The following is a 16075-nucleotide window of genomic DNA, read 5'->3' as shown; positions in this document are numbered from 1 at the left end:
AAACTCTTCGGATTGTGGTCGAAGGTGACGACGAGGAGGCGTTCGTTAATCATGTGCGGAAACTCTTTGTCCATCGTGGATCCGGTCTCTCGATCAGCGTCAAGAATGCTCACGGCAAGGGCGCCCGTAATGTGATCAAAGCGGCCATTCGGGAAAGGAGGCAAGGCGGATACGATAGAGTGGCCGCATTGTTCGACACGGACACGAATTGGGGTCAGACTGAAAAAATAATGGCTAAAAGAGGGAAAGTCGACACCCTTCCCTCCGCCCCGTGCCTTGAAGCCAGCCTTTTGCTCATGCTGGGAGATGATCCGAGTGGCGAGACGGCCGCCATCCTCAAAAATCGGCTTGAGAGCCACCTAGGCGGGTACCCTCCGAGGCATCCACAAGCCGGACTCTCCATCTTCACGATGGAGCGCATCATTTCCAACCGCGCCAATATTCCGATGATCGACCAGCTTTTGACGCTTTTGGGTTTGCCCGTCTAAGCCTAGCACAACCAAAGGATCGATCCTGCCCAGATATAGCAGTATGCCGGGAGGATGTCCCCCCTCAACGCCGAAAGGCGCTCGGTCATCGGCAGCGAAATTTTTGATCACAATCCTCCCTCCCGATCCACCTCACCAAATCGACCGGCGACAAGATCACGATCCCCTGCGGCACGTTGTCCAAGGCCTCTCTTGTCACCCTCCCGGTGTGGATAAAGAACCCCCGCGTCAAGCCCTCCCTCCTCAAGTCCCTGGCGAAGCGCGTGATCATCGACAACGGCACGTCGCCCTTGTACCTCTTGCACTGGACGCCGGACCAAACGCTATCCGCGTAGATCCGCCCATCGAGGCCTCCGTCTCCGGTGTAGCGGTGATTCCTCACGACCGTCCATCCCAGGCGCTGAAAAGCGTCCAGAACCAGCTCCTCGAACACCCAGGGATCGATCTTGCGCAGATAGGCAATGCGCCTTGCGACCGTCTTCCGATCATCCGCGCCTTTAATCGATAAGATCCGCGCAGCCGTCCACCTGGCCCGCATCCTGCGGTGTCCGTGCCGCCTCTTCGCCCAGGACAGAAACCGGCTGTGAATGCTCAACCAGAGCGCCGTAGCGTCGCTCATAAAAGCCTTCGCGCTCATCGCCCGCCCCTCCCGCCGGCTTCCGCCGCCGACAAGTCGACCATGCCCTGGCCGTGGGCGGAAATGCACAGGGCGATCTGAGCGGGGATGATCACTAAGGCGCATCCGTCGAGGCCGAAACATGCGATCAACACCCATGACAACACGACGAATCGCCACGCTCTGCGATCCTCCTCCCGCCGCAGCCGCGTCGCTCCAGGCCATGTCGGGCGGTTGTCTGCGCTTGTACCGCCGCCGTCGCGGCGTTGCTCGCCGTGGTGCTCGCCTGGGCTGCCGTGCTCTGGGCACTCTGGATATTGGAAACGTCCATCTGCTGCTGGGTCTGGAAATAGGAAACTTTACGTTCGCCCGCAGTATGAGAATACCCGGCAGATGCTCCACCATTACGCGCTTCCATCCACTCCAGAGGAGATCGGCGAAATTGATGAAGGTGTGGACATTTCCATTCTGCTAAGGCTGCCTGAGGACGGGTTGCTGCAAGGCAAAATCCATCACGGAATTTACTTACCCATTTATCTATGGTCATTTCCTTATTCCACCTTCTACTTGCCAGGCCCAATTCGCAAGCCGGTCGATAGCTTCCCATATTTCAAAGTTGAAACGAGATGGATTGCTTGCAAGTAGGCGTTTCGCTGAATTAGCCGCGTACTTAATCGCATTTGCATGCCTATCAAAGGCTTTCTGTCTTGAGTAAAGGTTCTGTTCGATCCGATCCGAACAAACCAAAGCTATTTGCAAGTTACTCATTAGGCTATTATGCCTTGTGAACTCTTTATGATAGCCAAGTCTACCGTACCGTTTTTCTCTGATTAAAAAACAAGGTTTAATGAAATGATCAATCACCTCATTACTCCAGATATCGGACCGTTGATTTGCCCATGCTTCCAGCCGTCCCAAAGCACCGCTGATTTCTTTCAAAAATCGAGAGCGATATTCCATAGAGAACCCATCTATTGCTAGGCTCCCTATGATTTCGCTGACGTCGGTAATCCATATACTATGTTCACACGACATTTCTTCGGCCTCGATCGCATCACAACAGTCCTGTACAACGTACAGATACTCTTCTAACTCGTTCGCTTTCATTTTTCCCTCCAATTAAAAATCACCAATTCCACGCCACGCCGGTGCCGCCCTGGACCTCTCCCCCTTCCGGGTTGCCCGAGAACGTGCCGACGGCGTTGATCTGGCGGGTGAGGCGGACTCGGTAGGAGATCGCCAGCCCCTCGCCGCCGTTGGGCATGTACCCCACGCCCATCGCCACGCTCTGCGATCCTCCGCCCGCCGCAGCAGCCGCAGCCGCGTTGATGGAGGCCTGGGAGATGGCTCCGAGCTGGTCCGCGTGTTGATTCGCTTGACCGATGGCCCCCTCCACCTGGCCGACGGTGGCGGCGTCGTTCCAGGCCGTGCCGGGCGCGACGTTGGTGATCTGCCGATTCAAGCCGGTGGCCGCGTCTCCGACGCTCACGCTGTCCGTGCGATTGGCGACGGATCCGGCACCCAGGGCGACGCTGTTTTGCCCGTTGGCCTGGGCGTCATATCCGAAGGCCGCCGAGTTGGCTCCCGCCGCGTCCGCCCCGTCGCCCACCGCCGTGCCGGGATCCGCGTTGGCCTGCGCGCCCGCGCCGATGGCGACCGCGCCGGTGGTGTTCGGATCTTGTCCCGTGGATTGGGTGATCGCCGCCCCCTGTCCGATGGCGACCGCCCCCGCATAGCCGCCAGTGCTTCCTCCCCCAGTCGCCAGCGAACCATTCCCTTGGGCCGTGTTCTGGAGCAATTTGCCGTTGATGTTCCCGACGGCACTTTGCAGTTGCTGGATGTAACCGCCCTGGGTTTGGACCTGCTGGCCGATGGTGGAGATGGCCACCACGTCCGCCTGCTGCTGTCCCTGGATGGTCGTCACGTTTTGTTGGGTGGATTGCAGAAGCGTTTCATCCTTTTGCTGCTGCCCCTGGACCGTGGTGATGGCCTTGGTGTTGGCCTTAGCTGCGGTTTCCGCCGTGTTGGCCGTGGTCTGCGCGGCTTGGGCGATCGCCTGCGCCTGTCCCGCCGTCGTCGCGGCGTTGCTCGCCGTGGTGGCAGCCTGGGCCGCCGCGCTCTGGGCACTCTGTATATTGGAAACGTCCGTCTGCTGCTGGTTCTGGAGCGTGGAGATATTGCTCACGTCCGTTTGCTGCTGGCTTTTCAGGCTGGAGATGGCGGACTGGTCCGTCGTTTGATTGCCTTGCAGGGTGGACACGGTGCCCGCCGTCGCGGACTGAACGCCGTTCAGTGCAGAAACGGCTCCGCCCACGTTGTCGTAGGTGGATGACCCGACGGTGTATGTCGGAGCGGTGTAGCCATTGGATGTTGAATAGCCCGCCCCTCCGCCCATGCTCGTGATGGCGTCCGAGGCCTCCGTCTGGGCGTTGGTGGCCGCCGTCTGCGCACTCGACGCGGCGCCGCTGGCGTTGCTGGCGGCGCTGGCCGCATTGTTGGCCGTCTGTTGCACACCGTAGAGCTGGGAGCCGTTCACTGCGTCCGTGCTGTTGGCCGTGACGGATCCCGGAGCCACGTTGATGATGGTTCGCGTCGATGGATCCGTGGAAGAACTGGTTGCGGCGCCGCTGCCGACCGAGAACACGTCGGCCTGGCCGCCATCCGACGCGCCGTTGCCCACGGCCACGCTGCCGTTCCCGGAAGAAGTCGCTCCGCCGCCGATGGCGACAGAATCCGTGCCGGTCGCCCCGGACGCCTGTCCGACCGCCACGTTGCGGCTTTCCGTGGCGGTGGTGCCACTGGAGGGGACCGCGTTCGCGTCGCTGCCCACGGCCACGCTCCCCGCGTCGCTTTGCGCGGAATAGCCCAGGGATGTGCCGCCGCTCCCGCTGTTCGCGTTGTACCCCAGGGACGTGCCGCCGCCATCCGCCGTCCCGTCGTGACCGATGCCGGACGTGGCCCCAGTGGCGTCTGCCTGGGCGTTGGTTCCCAGCGCCGTGGAATGGCCCCCCGCCGCCGTGGCTCCGCCGCCGCCGGCGATATTCCCGCTCGAATCCTGCTGGGTGACGTCGCTGCCGGTAACAGATGTTCCCGTCGCCGTACCCCCGGTCGCCGCGTATCCCGTCAATGGGGCCGCCAGCATTCCGCAGGAAACCAGGGCCGTCACAATACCTTTCCACTTCGCGTTCATTCCGATCTCCCATGAGAAATAGAGATGGGCGACTTGCCCACGACCTATTCCCCCCGGGGGCGAAATTTATCGACGCGTTTCCTTTTCCAGCCCCGCCATCCGGCGCGATCTTTCCCATCCATATAAAAATTGCTATAAACGGATCAACCTATCGCCAAAAAGAAGGAAGAAGCCAATGGAACGAAGAAAAACCCGCTTATTTGTCGGCGCGCTTACGATCGCTGCCCTGACCGGCTGCGCCACGACGCCCAACATGCACTACTCCGGCGCCATGCCGCAGGCGAACGTCACCCATAAAAACGTCGCGCTGGTGACCAAGGTGACGAGCGGGTCTTTCGTCAAAAACGATTGCCTCCTGGAGGCCACTCACAAGTGCCGGGAGCACACCTTCTCGGTCAAGGCGCTCACCACCAACTATGACCGTCTGCTGGCCAGCGCCCTGAAACAGGCGGGCGCCATGCCCCAAACGGAAACGGCGCCGCCGGCGGCGGGATGGGTCATCGAGACGGACATAGCCCCTCTGCCGCCGCACAAGCACGAGGCCATCGTACATTACGATCTGGGCAAGAGCATGGGCATGGCACTGATTCCGGTCGTCGGACTCTTCACGCCGCGCTACTACCAAATGGACCTGAACGTGGTGGACGCCATCACCATCTATCACGATGGGAAAGCCGTATGGCACGACCGCGTGCCCGTGCATCTCACCAAAAACATCAGCAAGTCCAAATTCGCCTTCAACGGAGGCGTGAACAGTTCGGCGGCCTACAAGGTCTATCGCGTGGCGCAGACCAGCGCTGTTTCCCAGACCATGGAGGGCTTCGGCCAAGTCGCCTCGTCCGTGAATTGACCAGGCCCGAGCCCTTGGCGACCACGGCGAATCCTGCCACCATTGGGCCATGGCCTTACTGGAGGAGCGATTCCATGGTGAACGACAAACGGTTTCCCGGCGCGATGACCACCGCCATGATCGACCCCGGCGTCCGAAACGCGAAAATGAGGCGCGTGCTCATGTCGGCCATCAAGGAACATATTGCCCATGCCGGCTTGAGCCAATCGGGCGCCGCCAGGATCTTCGGCGTCGCCCAGCCGCGCGTATCGGATCTGGCGAGGGGGAGGATCGAGCGGTTCAGCTTGGACGCTCTGGTGAGCATGGCGGACAAGGCGGGCTTGCGTGTCGAGTTACGAGTGGGGTGCCCGTCTGGGCGCATGGGAAAGGCGTCATGAGGAAGAGCGAAGCGAAGGAATCAATGGACGGGGAGACCAGGAAGCAAATCCTCCTGATCAACGTCCTTTTCACCCTGGGGGCGGTCCTGTTCCTTTCCCTGATGCTCCTCACCTTCGTCTTCTTGGTGAAAGGGCACTGGATTCTCAGCCTGTCGTCGATGGCGGGCGCTTTTTTGTTCGGAGTTTCGTCCGCCGGCTTCATGGCTTGGGCCGCCGTCAAGTCGGCGGAGAACGAGAGGATCGCGAAGGAGAAACGCCGCCCCGCCGGTCAGCGATAGGGACCGATCAACAGGACCAGCCAGACCGAGGCGACGAACACGAAGGCCGCCCCGTAACGGCGGACCGCATCCAGCGTCCCGGTGGACCAGCGAACGCCCCAGGCCGGCAACCACGTCTCGATGATGGTCCAGCCGTCCAAGGGCGGAATGGGCAGGAGGTTGACCCACGCCAAGGCGATGTTGGCCTTTCCCATGGTGAGGATCGCCCGCGTCCAGCCGGGATCGAACCAGCCGGAACGCCCCAGCGCCAGAAAGCCTAAAGCGGTGACGGCGGAGGCCACGGGCCCCGCCGCCGCCACCAGGCGCCTGTCGATGGGCCCCAGGCGCTCCGGGTCGAACTCCACATGCCCCCAGGTCGGCAAAAGGCCGATCTCGAAGACGCCCCGCCGGAAGACGATGACGGATCCGGCGGAGATTTTGCGGACAGCCATTCTACCCGCCAGCCAGGCCACCGCCGCCGCGTGGCCCAGCTCATGGGCGAGGATGCTGCCCACGAACAGGGCGAGGGTGATCAGAAGCGCGGCAATGAGCAATAACATTCCGTCTCCTTCAAGGGGCCTGGTTGAGCGTCGCGCTGCCGCTCGTCGAGACCTCGCCATTGCTAAACGTGGAGGAGGACCGGCTGTGGGACCGCTCGGCGCTGGATTCGCTCGTCAGAGCGACCTTGAGGGACCGCCCCCAGAACGCGCCGTCCCCCAGGATGGTCAAACCGCCCGTCTGGGCGCTGCGCTGGCCCGCGTTGACCTGCACGCCGGCGCAGCTCCAAGTGTTCTCCGAGGGATTATAGGCCGCGTCTCCCTTGACCGGCACCACGCACCCGTTGCCCGGCGAAAAGGCCGGATCCAGCAGGCGCATCGAGGCCGCCAGGGCGTCTTTGGAACCCCCCTCCACCAAGGCCCGCTCCGCCGCCCCCTGGGTGATCTCGTAGACCTTCCGCCCGCCATGGACCACGGGGGGAGCGGAGTCCGCCAGTATCCGCTCCGCGTCGGCGACCACCTTGGCCTCCGTGGAGTAGCAGAGGGTGGCGAACAGGGGTGGCGCGATCCGCGCCCCGTACATGGGGATCGCTTCCCGAAACCAGCGGGTCTTCAGTTCCCCCGGCCATTGGGGAGCCAGCATGGAGTCGGGGATCATCCCCGCCTTCTCGATGCCCTGAGCCGTGCCGACCTGTCCGTAGAACATCCGATTCCCGCTGCACAGACCCGTTTGCCCTCCGGCGACGCCCGTCCCGAACAGAATTTGCTGGGCCATGCCGCTGTTCGGGAGGTAGGGAATGACGTGCGCTCCCGTCCCATGACAATACGCCCAGGCGCTGCCGACCAGCGGCGTCGCCGAGAACACCTTGCAGGACTGGACCAGTCGCGTCACGGCGGGGGAGGACAAGGCCATGCCGCCGTTCTCGACCCGCCGCATGAGCGGGATCAGGATGGCCGCCGCGTTCATCTCGCCGCTCAAGGAGGCGGAACGCCTCAAGGACCGCCGCGCCTCCGCCCCTTGCCTGCTTTCCCAGCCATGGGCGGACTTCCGCGAATGTTCGATCTTCCCGACGACCCCGGTGGCTCGAGCCGCCGGAATCACGCTGAGAATGACCAGAGGGACCAACCATGCGCGCTTCATGATCACTTCTCCTTGACGCTCTCGGGAATGGCCGCTAGCCAGTAATCCTCCGGCATGGCGGCCCCCGAGGAGAACCCGAACAGGGTGTTTTGGACCTTGCCGAAGGGCACGGCCACCACCCGGACCTTCTCCATCCCGGAGACCGACCGGGAAAGGGCGTCGATGGGATTGTCGTTGTCGCGAGTCATGAGGTTTTGGCGCAGGTTCTCCTTGACGAAGACGGCGTGAACGTCATGGAAGAGGTAGGGATGGAACTCGCTCTGGAACGGCTCCCAGACCTTTTCCCCCCAGGCCCGCCACCGCTTGAGCGGGACATGCCCGACCCCCGTGGACGACGCCCCCGACTCGCAGAGGAAGACGTAGCGCGGCGCGGATTCGCCCCAGGTGTCGTCGATGTTGGCCATCAACGTCTTGTAACCGGATTCGACGGCCTCCACATGGGCCTTGCCCATACCGAGTCCCAGGCTCCATTCGCCGGTCATCGGCTTGGTCATCACCTGGCCCGCCTCCGTCGCCATCGCCTCATTGAGCTTCCTCATCGCGTTCACGCCGACCGCGTGGCAGGCGTAACTGACATGCTCAATGGTCTGGTATCCATAGCACCCGATCCCGCCCCCCCATTTCTCGTCGGGGACGTAGGACGCGGCGTTTTGTTGGATGTCACTCCACATGGGGAGCCGCCCAGGCATCGGCGCCACGCGCACCGCCATCCCGAAGGAATGCGGGATGCCCAGTTTGGCCATGTCGGGGTTGGGGAACAGGGTGCCCTGTTCCGTCCACCCGTCCATGACCTGACCGTCCTGGTGGATGGGGATGATCAGGCCCCACAATCCCCGCCGAGGTCCGGTGTCGATGGACAGCATATCCGATCCCATGAGCCAGCCATTGATCAGGCCGACGTCGCAGGAGTCTGGATTGATGCCGTTTTGGAACATCCGCCGGAGCTCGCCACTGTTCTCGGGGTGCAGCCCCCATTTGCCGAGGATGTCTCCCAGCTCGCTCCCCCGCAGGATCGGCGCTCCGCCGATCTGTATCCCCTGGCCCTGCGCCACGCCCGAAAGGGCCGATCCCAAGCCGTCGGCCAGGGCCGATCCCGCCAGGCCGAAGCTCAACATCAACGCCACCACGATACGTTTCTTCATTGCTCACCTCCTTGATGATTCACGCGATAAGGGGGCGATTGATCCCCCTTCGCCTCCCCGTGAGGGTGCGCCTCCGGCAAACAGGCGCGCCCGCAGGACAGGGTGGTCACCACATGGAAATACGCGCACCCGTTCAAACCGAGGGTGGCCGCCGTCAACGCCAGCACGATCCACTTTCTCATGGTGGGCGCCCTCACTGGCTCGACGCGGTCGGAGTCCCGAAGCTGCGCTCCAAGTTATGGTGCAACACGCTGAAATACGCGCATCCGTTCAAGCCCAAGGTGGCCAAGGCCACCGCAACAACTATCCACTTTTTCATTTTCGCTACCTCATCTGCTCGTATGGTAAAATCGATCCCAATTTCTGCCCTTCTTCGTACCCGCGCATGGAAAACGGAGCGCATCCGTTCAGGTACAACGTGGCCAGGGCCAACGTCACGGCAACCCACTTCCTCATTTCGCCAAGTCCTCCCATTGATTCAGCCATCGGTGAATGGCGTCCAAACTGTGAAACTGCCGCAAGTGGACGCCGATCCTCGCGGGCGCGCGCGAACACGCGCATTCTTGCCAACCCCTCAACCAGAAACCCTCGCCAGGGCTCGGGAGAACCCATAGGGAGGCGGCTTCGATCGGGTGGGGGAACAGCCGCGCCAGGGTTTCATTGACCGCTCGGACCTCTTCGTCGAACTTCATGACCACTCCTTTCCCGCTCTCCACACCCTATTCCCCCGGCTGGCGAAATTTCCGCGCGTTACCGGGACACCCGGAACATCCTTGGTTCGCCCCGGTAGTCCTTGAGTCCCTGAAGCACCTGACCCAGAAGCTCCCCCCACAGGAACGTCTCCGTGTCCATGCGACGGAAGAAAGAAGAACGCGCGGCCCCGTATTTCCTCATGCGATCCTGGAAGTCCCGATCCAGCCCTTTGTTCTTCAGGAGGCGCTTCAACACGCCCGTGGAAACCACGCCGTCGTTCTCGTCGGCCACCATGCGGATCAGGTCCTCCAAAATGTCATGCAACGTGCCCATCAACTCCGTGTCCTCGCCGCACAGATAGAGATCCGGGAGGGCTCTGGGATTGAAGGGCAACAGCAAAACCGCCAGACGTCTGGGGGTGTATTCATCCATCGCTTCGTCTCCTTTCCGGTAAAACATCGGGTATCCACTCCTATTCCCCCGCGAGGCGAAATTTTTGGACGGCGCCGACTCGGCCCCAAAAAAAAGGCGGGCCGAAGCCCGCCTCTTGGCGGCCCAAACAGACCGCCTCCTTTTCCGCCCCCTCCTTGCGAAGCGGGGCGAAACCCATCCGTCAGCCGTCTCCGGCTTTCATTCCCTTTCCGCCCCCATACACCCGCCGGAACCGTCGCATCCGCGCGCGTTTTGGCGCCGCCGCGCATGGCCACGGTGGTTCAACGGGATGGAACAGCCATCCACAGAGCCATCCCCGGTTTTTGTGGAGAACTCAGCGTCCGGCCCCGAACTCCAGTTCGTCCTCCTTCTCCTTGCCGGCCTTGCTCTTGCCGGATCCCGTGGATTCCTTCCCCGCCTGTTTCCGCTCGGGTGCCTCGCGCTCGGCGCCCCGACGCTCCTCCTTGCGCTCCTGGCGGGTCTCCTCGCGCTCCGGTCTGGCGGTCTCCTTGTCCATCTTGAAACCAGCCTGCCTCTTGGCCTTCTCGACATCCTGGGTGTAGACCTTGACCTCCATCCGGGCGCGGGTGACGTTGACGTAAGTCTCCCGGTCGCCGTGTCGGCCCGACTCGGTGTTGTGGTGGATCATCGCCCGGTCCACCGTCTGGCCTTGGGCCTTCATGCTGGTCATGGCGTAACCGTGATCGATGTTCCGGTATTTCTCCAGGTCCACCGTGCGCCGCTCTCCATTCATCTCCACGACGAGGCTTTTCTCCCGAATCTCCAGCACCTTGCCCTGGTGGCCGTTTTTGAACCCGGTCTCCCGGTCGTTTTTGGAGAATGCGATCTTGTCGCCCTCCGCGAACTCCCGCTTGACCTCCCTGCTGGCCTCCACGCCTTTAAGGTCCCCGCGCATCTGCACCACGCGCCCGCCGTCCAGCTCGACGCTCACCCGGTTGGTGCGGTCGTCCTTGCCGACGACGCGCCCCTCCGCGCCCTTCTCCACGTTCAGCGCCCGATACCCGGAAGTGAACTTGACCACGTCGCCCCGCTCGTAGGCCGCCGCCCGCCGTTCCGCGCCAGTCATGTCCTTCTTCTCCAGAATGGCGAACTCCTTGCCCCGCCCCAGTTCACCCTTGGCCTTCAACTGCTCCCGAACGGCGTCATTGACGGCCCGCCGGTCGACGTTGGTGGAGGTAAGTATGGCGGTCTTGCCTCGCTCTCTTTGGGGCAGCGCCGCGTAGTCCTTGGCGATCCTCTCCACGACGCGCTGATTGTCGGCTCGCGCGGCGCCGCGCATCTCCGCCCGCATCGTTTGCCGATCCTTTTCCGAAAGCTCCCTGCCCTCCCATTTTTCGCGCACCTTGTCCTGCTCGCCGCGGACCTCGATCGCCGGGCGCGCCATGGCCTCCCCGTGGCGTCCCTCCAGCACGTCCTTGACGATTCCCCTGGCCTCTTCCGTCTCCTGGCGGTGGATGTCGGTCAGTTCGTTCATGGGCAGATACTTTTGCGCCTGTTCAAAAGGTTTGCCCGCATCAACCGCCTGATGCTGGTTGCGATCGCCAAGAAACACGGTACGGGCGCCTTCCCGTTCCGTTTTCGACATGACGTCCGTGAACTCCTTCAAGCCCGACTGGCTCGCCTCGTCATGGATGTGGAGCACCTTGCGCGCCCCATCCGCCTTGTCCATGAGCCCGGCCTGGCCCTTGAGGTCCTTGACCAGTTCCGCCCGCTCCCGCGTCTGCTGAATCCAGGCCGTGGCCCGCACGGCGACGGACTCGATGGCGCCGGCCTTGCGCCAGTTCTCGTGCTTGCGCAGGGCGGACCGGGGCAGGTCCGACCGCAGCGCCCGCTGGAAGCCGTGACCGATGGCCCGCAACTGCGCCCCGACCCCCGCCCTTCCGCCGGATTTGGCGACGTCGGCGCGTATCCGATCCAGGCCCTTGTGGTAATCGCGCCGGATCCCCGCCTGGATGCGGTCGTTTATCTTGCCCGCCAACTCCGACTTGAGGGTGCCGCCTTGCTTGAACACGCCTTTCTCGCCAATGACGTAGCGGGTTTTGGTGAGGCCGGCGTGATTGAGGTTGCGGCTTTCAATGGATCGCTTGCCGGAATGCAGGGCGGGCTGGTAGACGCGCCCGTCCTTGACCCTAAGATACACCCGCCCCTTGGAGTCCCACTCCTTTTTCGTGGCCGGATCCGCCGCGATCTTCTCCAGCTTGCGGGCTGAGACCTTGCGCCCCTCGTAGGTCGCCAACGCCCCTCGCGCCAATTCCGCGTCCTTTCGCGCCGCCTGCGCGCCGCTCCGCCGCTCGTTCAGGAAGGACCGGGTGGTCTGGCTCCCGATGCCGCTCTCCTCTTGCAGCTTTTGCGCCTGGGCCGCTCCGTTGGAAAATCCTTTGACCTCCCAGCCCTTCGTCTCCGCCGCCTCCCGAACGAACTCCAGCATGGTGGTCTTGCCGGTGCCGGCGAGGCCCTGCACCCCCTGGAAGCGATCGTTGCCGGTCAGGATCATTCCCGCCGCGCCGCGCTGCTCCTCCGAGAGTTTGAAGCTCTGGCCCTTCTCCTTGCTTTTCCGCGCCTCGAAGTCCTTGAGGGCCCGCTCAAACTCCGCCTTGTCCATGACCCGCTGGTGGGCGCCCTTGCCCTCCTCGATGCGCTTGCCGACGCCATCCTCCAGGGTGGTCATCTCCCTGGTGGTGAACTTGCCGTCCCCGCGATCCATCAGCCCGCCGGACGCCTTCGCGTCCCGGACGGCGCGGTCGAGCTCCTCCAGGCTCGCCCCGCCCTGGGAGAAGCGGGCGGCCTCCTTGTACAGTTCGGATTCTTTGAACGCGGCCTCGCGTTCGGTGATATGAGACATGGCTTTGCCCACGGCCTCGCGGGCGGCCTCCTTGCCGTTCGCCTTTTCCCCTCCCTCCTGGGCGCGTTCCGCCGGCTTGATGCCGATCTCATCAGCCTCCTTCAACCACCGCTCCTGGTGCGCCTCCCGGCTTTCGGGGTGGTTCTTGGCCTGCCGGGAATCCAGGGCCGCGATCTGTCGCTCCTGCGCCGAGGCCTCCGCCTTGGTGACGCCCCGCTCGGCCAGCTCCTCCTTGATCTCCTCGCTACGCTTGCTGAAGGCCTCGATCTGCTCCCGAGCGTACCCCTTGATCTCGAAGTCGCCCGTGTTGTTCCATTCGACCTGGTAGCCCTTCTCCTGGAGGCTCCGGGCCAACTCGTTCTTGTAAACGTTGTCCGCCGCGTGCCGGGCCTCGTACATGCCCTTGCTTTCCAAGGAGTAGGCCTTGCCGTTCTCGCCGTAGGTCAGATTGGTCACGACGACGTGGGTGTGGGCCTGGGGATCGCCGGCGCGGGTGGTGGCGTGCTCAAATTGGGCGTAGGTCAGGTTGCCGGTGTTTTCGGTCTTGCCGTCGATCCGCGCCTGGGCGTGCCGCTCCAGGTAGCCCATGGCCTTGTCAACCGCCTCCCGGTGGGCGTCCAGCACGTCGCTCCGCCCGAACACCTCCGCTTCGATACTGACGCTCTTGGGGGCGCTGAACGTGAAATCCCAACCCGCCCGGTGCTCCAGTTTCTTCTCGCCGGTCTCCTGGTCCGCGCGGATCCGGCCAAGCTGCCGCTCCTCGATGAAACCGCTTTCCCCGATTTCCCGGACTTTGCCCGAGAGCATGGCCTCCATGCCCTCCCGCGTGACCTGCTCGCCCTCGATGCCGGAGATTTTGGCGCCCGCGCCTTTCCACTCCGAGGGTGATTTTTCCCCCTGGTAGTATTCCAGCCGATCCTGCTCTTCCGTGTAGTAACTCGCGGCCCCGCCCGCGTTCGATATCTGTCCCACGCTGATCATAGCCACACCCCTCCGCTTTCGTTTCCTTCTCCATGGCCGGCGTCGTCCTCGTGCGGCGATTCCTCCTCCGGCCACGGCTCGTCCACCGTTTCATCCACCCCGAACTGATCCAGGTCGGGGCCCTCTTCCGCGTCGCCGCCGGCCAGGAAGTCCAGCCCCTCCCGCTCGACGTACTCCAGGGCTATGACGGGCCGGGCCTTGTACTCGATGCGGACCCTGCAGACCGGCAGGTCCCCGGCGATCTTCAAGAATCCCTCCAGGTCAGGGAGGATCTGTATCTCCGACGGCAGGACGCAGTACCGCTCCTTGCGGTTGCGCACCAGGGCGCTGGTGTGCTGCTCGTCCTCGCCGCCTAGGTTGATGTTTTCCTGCACCTCCTCGACGTCCTCCTTGCCGAGGATGTCCGCCAGGCGGCGGGCGCTTGTTTCCTCCTCCGTCCGCAGGACCAGCTTGGTCTGAAGATTGGCGATGAGCACCTTGCTAACGTCCTCGCCGTAGATCTCGTCCACCTGCGCGGCGTTCTGGATGCCGACGACGGTGAACAGGCCGTACTTGCGCCCGAAGGTCAAAGCCGTCTCCAGGGCCCGCATCTTTTGCAGCGACGCCAACTCGTCGAGGACCAGCATCATCCGCAGATCCGGCGTCGGCCTCTGCTCCATGATCGCCATCATCGCGATCTCCAGCCAGGCCGAGACAAAAGGCTTGATCGTCGCGTGCTGGTCGGTGCGGGAGGAGATGAACAGCCATCCCTTATCGTCCTGGTTCCTCACCCAGTCGCGGATGCTGAACGTCCCCGCCTGGTCGAACAGCGAGAAGAAACGGATTGCGGGCTGAGCCAACAAGGTCATCCTTACCGACTCCGCACTCTTGGGATTCTTGTCGTTGATCAGCCCCGCGCTCACGGCGTTCTTCTTGCCGAGCAACTCGAACAAATCGGCCAGAGGCATAGACAGAATTTTCAGAATGTCGGCCATGGACCGCTGGCCTTGCGGCCTCCCGCCGACGATGCGGATGATGTCCTCCAGAAGCATTCGCGCGGCGTTCTCCCACATGGGATCGCTCGACGCCTGCTTGTTGCTCTGCTGAGGGACGAAGAACTCCGCCAGGGCCGCCGGGTCCATGCGCTTGCGGATGTCGTTGAATATGGTCCACGGGGCGCAGCGGGCGTCGAGGGGATTGAGCAACACGTCCCCTTCCCGGAAGTACCGCTCGACGAACTCGCCGGACAAGTCGTAGATCACCGCCTTCTTTCCGCTCGCCCGCGCCGCGTCCATCAGGTGGAGAATCTCCTGGGATTTGCCGGAGCCCATGGAGCCGACGCAGAGCACGTTGCGCGCGAGCTTGGACGATGGGATGGGCACGCCGCCGATGGTGAAGGGACTGCGATCGTCGGTCGGAATCAACGCGGTCACGTCCTCCGGGGCGACCACGCGCTGACCGCGCACGAACCGGTCCGCGAGATCCACGACGCCCCGGCGCACGAGAAGCCGCGTGGCGATCACGCCGAGTCCCAAGCACAACGCGAGGGACACGATCCCCCAGAACAGAAAACCGAACCAGGGGAAATGCGCCGCCGTGTAGTCGCGCACCTGCCAGGCGGGCGCGGTCACGTCCCGCCCGTGGACCTCGATGGTCATGGGCGCCCCGGCGTCGAGAAGGAACGAGAAGAACGATCCCGCCGCCACGCCCCAGAGATAATCCGCCGCGCGGGGATCGAACACGGCGAGCGACAAGTCCCACACAGAGCCCCACGCGCCGACGAAGACCATGGCGAATCGACCGAGATGCGAAATGAACAGATGGACGCGATGGAATAGCGTCCCCATGCCCGACGCCCAGACGGAGACCTTGGCTCGGGGCATCATTGGACGTTCTCCTCGCGCTCGTTGCGGATGGTCTCGATCACCACCCCGGCCATCTCCTTGCCCTTCTCCAGTTTCTCCTTGTCTATCCCAGCCTGGACCGAGAGAGACATCGCGCGGGCGAGGATCTCTCTGAGAATCGCCTCGTTCCGCTCCTCGAACCGCTCCACCATCTCCATCGTCATGAGCTGGTCCATGCCGACGCTAACCAGCACCTTGACCATCGTCCTAACTGGAAGATTTCGCTCTCCCGCCATGGCCGAGATTCGCGCCATCTCTTCCTCTGTGAACCTAACCGATAACGGATTTCTCATTTGGAGCATCCTCTGTGTTGTGGCATCTCCCCCTATTCCCCCGCGAGACGAAATTTTCAAAAAATGGCAAAAAAAACGAAATTTGCGGGCACGTAGCATAAAACCGCGCCCGTTCTTGGACCCTTGCATAGTGGGAACAAGGGTTGAGGCGTAGCACAAAGACGTAGCACGCGCACCCCGCTTTACGCGCCGCCGTAGCTCATTTTTTTCGCCTCGCGTAGCACACACCCAACCACATGAAAATGCAGGGATAAAGAGCCGATTCCAGCGGTGCAGCGGAGCTGCGTAATGTGTGCCCCTAGTCCATGAAATGGACGGCTCGCCGAACCGCTTTTCCGCTTGCGGAAAAATGCAAAATCTTTCCTCGAAGAT

The 16075-nt window shown here is 62.9% G+C and carries 17 protein-coding genes; 4 read left to right on the top strand and 13 right to left on the bottom strand.

Features of this window, described 5'->3' with window-relative positions; genetic code table 11:
• The first annotated feature begins 14 nt into the window (after window positions 1-14).
• Window positions 15-488, top strand: a complete 474-nt coding sequence (locus tag PJU76_RS02140) for a hypothetical protein (RefSeq protein ID WP_271780285.1) — start codon at window positions 15-17, stop codon at window positions 486-488.
• An 85-nt stretch (window positions 489-573) separates the two neighbouring features.
• Here the strand turns inward: PJU76_RS02140 and PJU76_RS02135 are convergent, their stop codons facing one another.
• The 4 genes from PJU76_RS02135 to PJU76_RS02120 all read right to left on the bottom strand — a co-directional run bounded on the left by PJU76_RS02135 (window position 574) and on the right by PJU76_RS02120 (window position 4294).
• Window positions 574-1125: a restriction endonuclease gene (locus PJU76_RS02135; RefSeq protein ID WP_271780284.1), complete on the bottom strand. Its 552-nt coding sequence runs from the start codon at window positions 1123-1125 to the stop codon at window positions 574-576.
• A 127-nt stretch (window positions 1126-1252) separates the two neighbouring features.
• Window positions 1253-1522, bottom strand: coding sequence for a hypothetical protein (locus PJU76_RS02130; RefSeq protein ID WP_271780283.1), 270 nt, complete (start codon window positions 1520-1522; stop codon window positions 1253-1255).
• A 125-nt stretch (window positions 1523-1647) separates the two neighbouring features.
• Window positions 1648-2211 carry a hypothetical protein gene (locus PJU76_RS02125; RefSeq protein ID WP_271780282.1) on the bottom strand — a complete coding sequence of 188 codons (564 nt, stop codon included), beginning with the start codon at window positions 2209-2211 and terminating at the stop codon, window positions 1648-1650.
• A 19-nt stretch (window positions 2212-2230) separates the two neighbouring features.
• Entirely contained in the window at window positions 2231-4294 is a 2064-nt protein-coding gene (locus tag PJU76_RS02120) for a YadA family autotransporter adhesin (protein WP_271780281.1), read from the bottom strand.
• A 175-nt stretch (window positions 4295-4469) separates the two neighbouring features.
• Between PJU76_RS02120 and PJU76_RS02115 the strand changes: the two genes are divergently transcribed.
• From PJU76_RS02115 to PJU76_RS02105, 3 genes are all read left to right on the top strand, one after another.
• The gene (locus tag PJU76_RS02115; RefSeq protein ID WP_271780280.1) at window positions 4470-5144 is read left to right on the top strand and encodes a hypothetical protein; all 675 of its coding nucleotides are present in this window, start codon (window positions 4470-4472) and stop codon (window positions 5142-5144) included.
• A gap of 74 nt (window positions 5145-5218) precedes the next feature.
• On the top strand, window positions 5219-5521 hold the full coding sequence (locus PJU76_RS02110) for a helix-turn-helix domain-containing protein (protein ID WP_009566190.1): 303 nt from the start codon (window positions 5219-5221) through the stop codon (window positions 5519-5521).
• Window positions 5518-5799: a hypothetical protein gene (locus tag PJU76_RS02105; RefSeq protein WP_271780279.1), complete on the top strand. Its 282-nt coding sequence runs from the start codon at window positions 5518-5520 to the stop codon at window positions 5797-5799. The genes PJU76_RS02110 and PJU76_RS02105 overlap by 4 nt, the downstream gene beginning before the upstream one ends.
• On the opposite strand, the gene PJU76_RS02100 is transcribed toward PJU76_RS02105, so the two are convergent.
• The 9 genes from PJU76_RS02100 to PJU76_RS02060 all read right to left on the bottom strand — a co-directional run bounded on the left by PJU76_RS02100 (window position 5790) and on the right by PJU76_RS02060 (window position 15703).
• On the bottom strand, window positions 5790-6398 hold the full coding sequence (locus tag PJU76_RS02100; protein ID WP_271780278.1) for a M50 family metallopeptidase: 609 nt from the start codon (window positions 6396-6398) through the stop codon (window positions 5790-5792). The genes PJU76_RS02105 and PJU76_RS02100 overlap by 10 nt on opposite strands.
• A complete protein-coding gene (locus PJU76_RS02095) occupies window positions 6349-7416 on the bottom strand; it encodes a hypothetical protein (protein WP_271780277.1) in 1068 nt (355 codons plus the stop codon). Before PJU76_RS02095 ends, PJU76_RS02100 begins: the two co-directional genes overlap by 50 nt.
• Window positions 7417-7418: 2 nt before the next feature.
• On the bottom strand, window positions 7419-8558 hold the full coding sequence (locus PJU76_RS02090) for a hypothetical protein (RefSeq protein WP_271780276.1): 1140 nt from the start codon (window positions 8556-8558) through the stop codon (window positions 7419-7421).
• A complete protein-coding gene (locus PJU76_RS02085) occupies window positions 8555-8740 on the bottom strand; it encodes a hypothetical protein (protein ID WP_009566195.1) in 186 nt (61 codons plus the stop codon). Before PJU76_RS02085 ends, PJU76_RS02090 begins: the two co-directional genes overlap by 4 nt.
• A gap of 270 nt (window positions 8741-9010) precedes the next feature.
• On the bottom strand, window positions 9011-9250 hold the full coding sequence (locus tag PJU76_RS02080) for a hypothetical protein (RefSeq protein ID WP_215893905.1): 240 nt from the start codon (window positions 9248-9250) through the stop codon (window positions 9011-9013).
• A 58-nt stretch (window positions 9251-9308) separates the two neighbouring features.
• Window positions 9309-9710, bottom strand: coding sequence for a hypothetical protein (locus tag PJU76_RS02075; protein ID WP_215893904.1), 402 nt, complete (start codon window positions 9708-9710; stop codon window positions 9309-9311).
• A 307-nt stretch (window positions 9711-10017) separates the two neighbouring features.
• Window positions 10018-13527 carry a MobF family relaxase gene (mobF, locus tag PJU76_RS02070; RefSeq protein WP_271781028.1) on the bottom strand — a complete coding sequence of 1170 codons (3510 nt, stop codon included), beginning with the start codon at window positions 13525-13527 and terminating at the stop codon, window positions 10018-10020.
• Window positions 13524-15392, bottom strand: a complete 1869-nt coding sequence (locus PJU76_RS02065) for a type IV secretion system DNA-binding domain-containing protein (protein ID WP_215879470.1) — start codon at window positions 15390-15392, stop codon at window positions 13524-13526. Before PJU76_RS02065 ends, mobF begins: the two co-directional genes overlap by 4 nt.
• Window positions 15389-15703 carry a hypothetical protein gene (locus tag PJU76_RS02060; protein ID WP_215879469.1) on the bottom strand — a complete coding sequence of 105 codons (315 nt, stop codon included), beginning with the start codon at window positions 15701-15703 and terminating at the stop codon, window positions 15389-15391. Before PJU76_RS02060 ends, PJU76_RS02065 begins: the two co-directional genes overlap by 4 nt.
• Between the last annotated feature and the right edge of the window lie 372 nt (window positions 15704-16075).

Source organism: Acidithiobacillus ferriphilus (assembly GCF_028215975.1).
GTDB lineage: Bacteria > Pseudomonadota > Gammaproteobacteria > Acidithiobacillales > Acidithiobacillaceae > Acidithiobacillus > Acidithiobacillus ferriphilus.
The sequence above is the reverse complement of the archived record's forward strand: the minus strand, read 5'-3'. Positions and strand labels throughout refer to the sequence as shown.

What these genes read in the sequence shown, in the direction of transcription:
- PJU76_RS02065 (WP_215879470.1), bottom strand. Translation starts at nt 15,392, where the DNA reads ATGATGCCCCGAGCCAAGGTCTCCGTCTGGGCGTCGGGCATGGGGACG.
- PJU76_RS02135 (WP_271780284.1), bottom strand. Translation starts at nt 1,125, where the DNA reads ATGAGCGCGAAGGCTTTTATGAGCGACGCTACGGCGCTCTGGTTGAGC.
- PJU76_RS02075 (WP_215893904.1), bottom strand. Translation starts at nt 9,710, where the DNA reads ATGTTTTACCGGAAAGGAGACGAAGCGATGGATGAATACACCCCCAGA.
- PJU76_RS02090 (WP_271780276.1), bottom strand. Translation starts at nt 8,558, where the DNA reads ATGAAGAAACGTATCGTGGTGGCGTTGATGTTGAGCTTCGGCCTGGCG.
- PJU76_RS02110 (WP_009566190.1), top strand. Translation starts at nt 5,219, where the DNA reads ATGGTGAACGACAAACGGTTTCCCGGCGCGATGACCACCGCCATGATC.
- PJU76_RS02115 (WP_271780280.1), top strand. Translation starts at nt 4,470, where the DNA reads ATGGAACGAAGAAAAACCCGCTTATTTGTCGGCGCGCTTACGATCGCT.
- PJU76_RS02130 (WP_271780283.1), bottom strand. Translation starts at nt 1,522, where the DNA reads ATGGAAGCGCGTAATGGTGGAGCATCTGCCGGGTATTCTCATACTGCG.
- PJU76_RS02095 (WP_271780277.1), bottom strand. Translation starts at nt 7,416, where the DNA reads ATGAAGCGCGCATGGTTGGTCCCTCTGGTCATTCTCAGCGTGATTCCG.
- PJU76_RS02120 (WP_271780281.1), bottom strand. Translation starts at nt 4,294, where the DNA reads ATGAACGCGAAGTGGAAAGGTATTGTGACGGCCCTGGTTTCCTGCGGA.
- PJU76_RS02105 (WP_271780279.1), top strand. Translation starts at nt 5,518, where the DNA reads ATGAGGAAGAGCGAAGCGAAGGAATCAATGGACGGGGAGACCAGGAAG.
- PJU76_RS02080 (WP_215893905.1), bottom strand. Translation starts at nt 9,250, where the DNA reads ATGAAGTTCGACGAAGAGGTCCGAGCGGTCAATGAAACCCTGGCGCGG.
- mobF (WP_271781028.1), bottom strand. Translation starts at nt 13,527, where the DNA reads ATGATCAGCGTGGGACAGATATCGAACGCGGGCGGGGCCGCGAGTTAC.
- PJU76_RS02125 (WP_271780282.1), bottom strand. Translation starts at nt 2,211, where the DNA reads ATGAAAGCGAACGAGTTAGAAGAGTATCTGTACGTTGTACAGGACTGT.
- PJU76_RS02085 (WP_009566195.1), bottom strand. Translation starts at nt 8,740, where the DNA reads ATGAGAAAGTGGATCGTGCTGGCGTTGACGGCGGCCACCCTCGGTTTG.
- PJU76_RS02100 (WP_271780278.1), bottom strand. Translation starts at nt 6,398, where the DNA reads ATGGCGAGGTCTCGACGAGCGGCAGCGCGACGCTCAACCAGGCCCCTT.
- PJU76_RS02060 (WP_215879469.1), bottom strand. Translation starts at nt 15,703, where the DNA reads ATGAGAAATCCGTTATCGGTTAGGTTCACAGAGGAAGAGATGGCGCGA.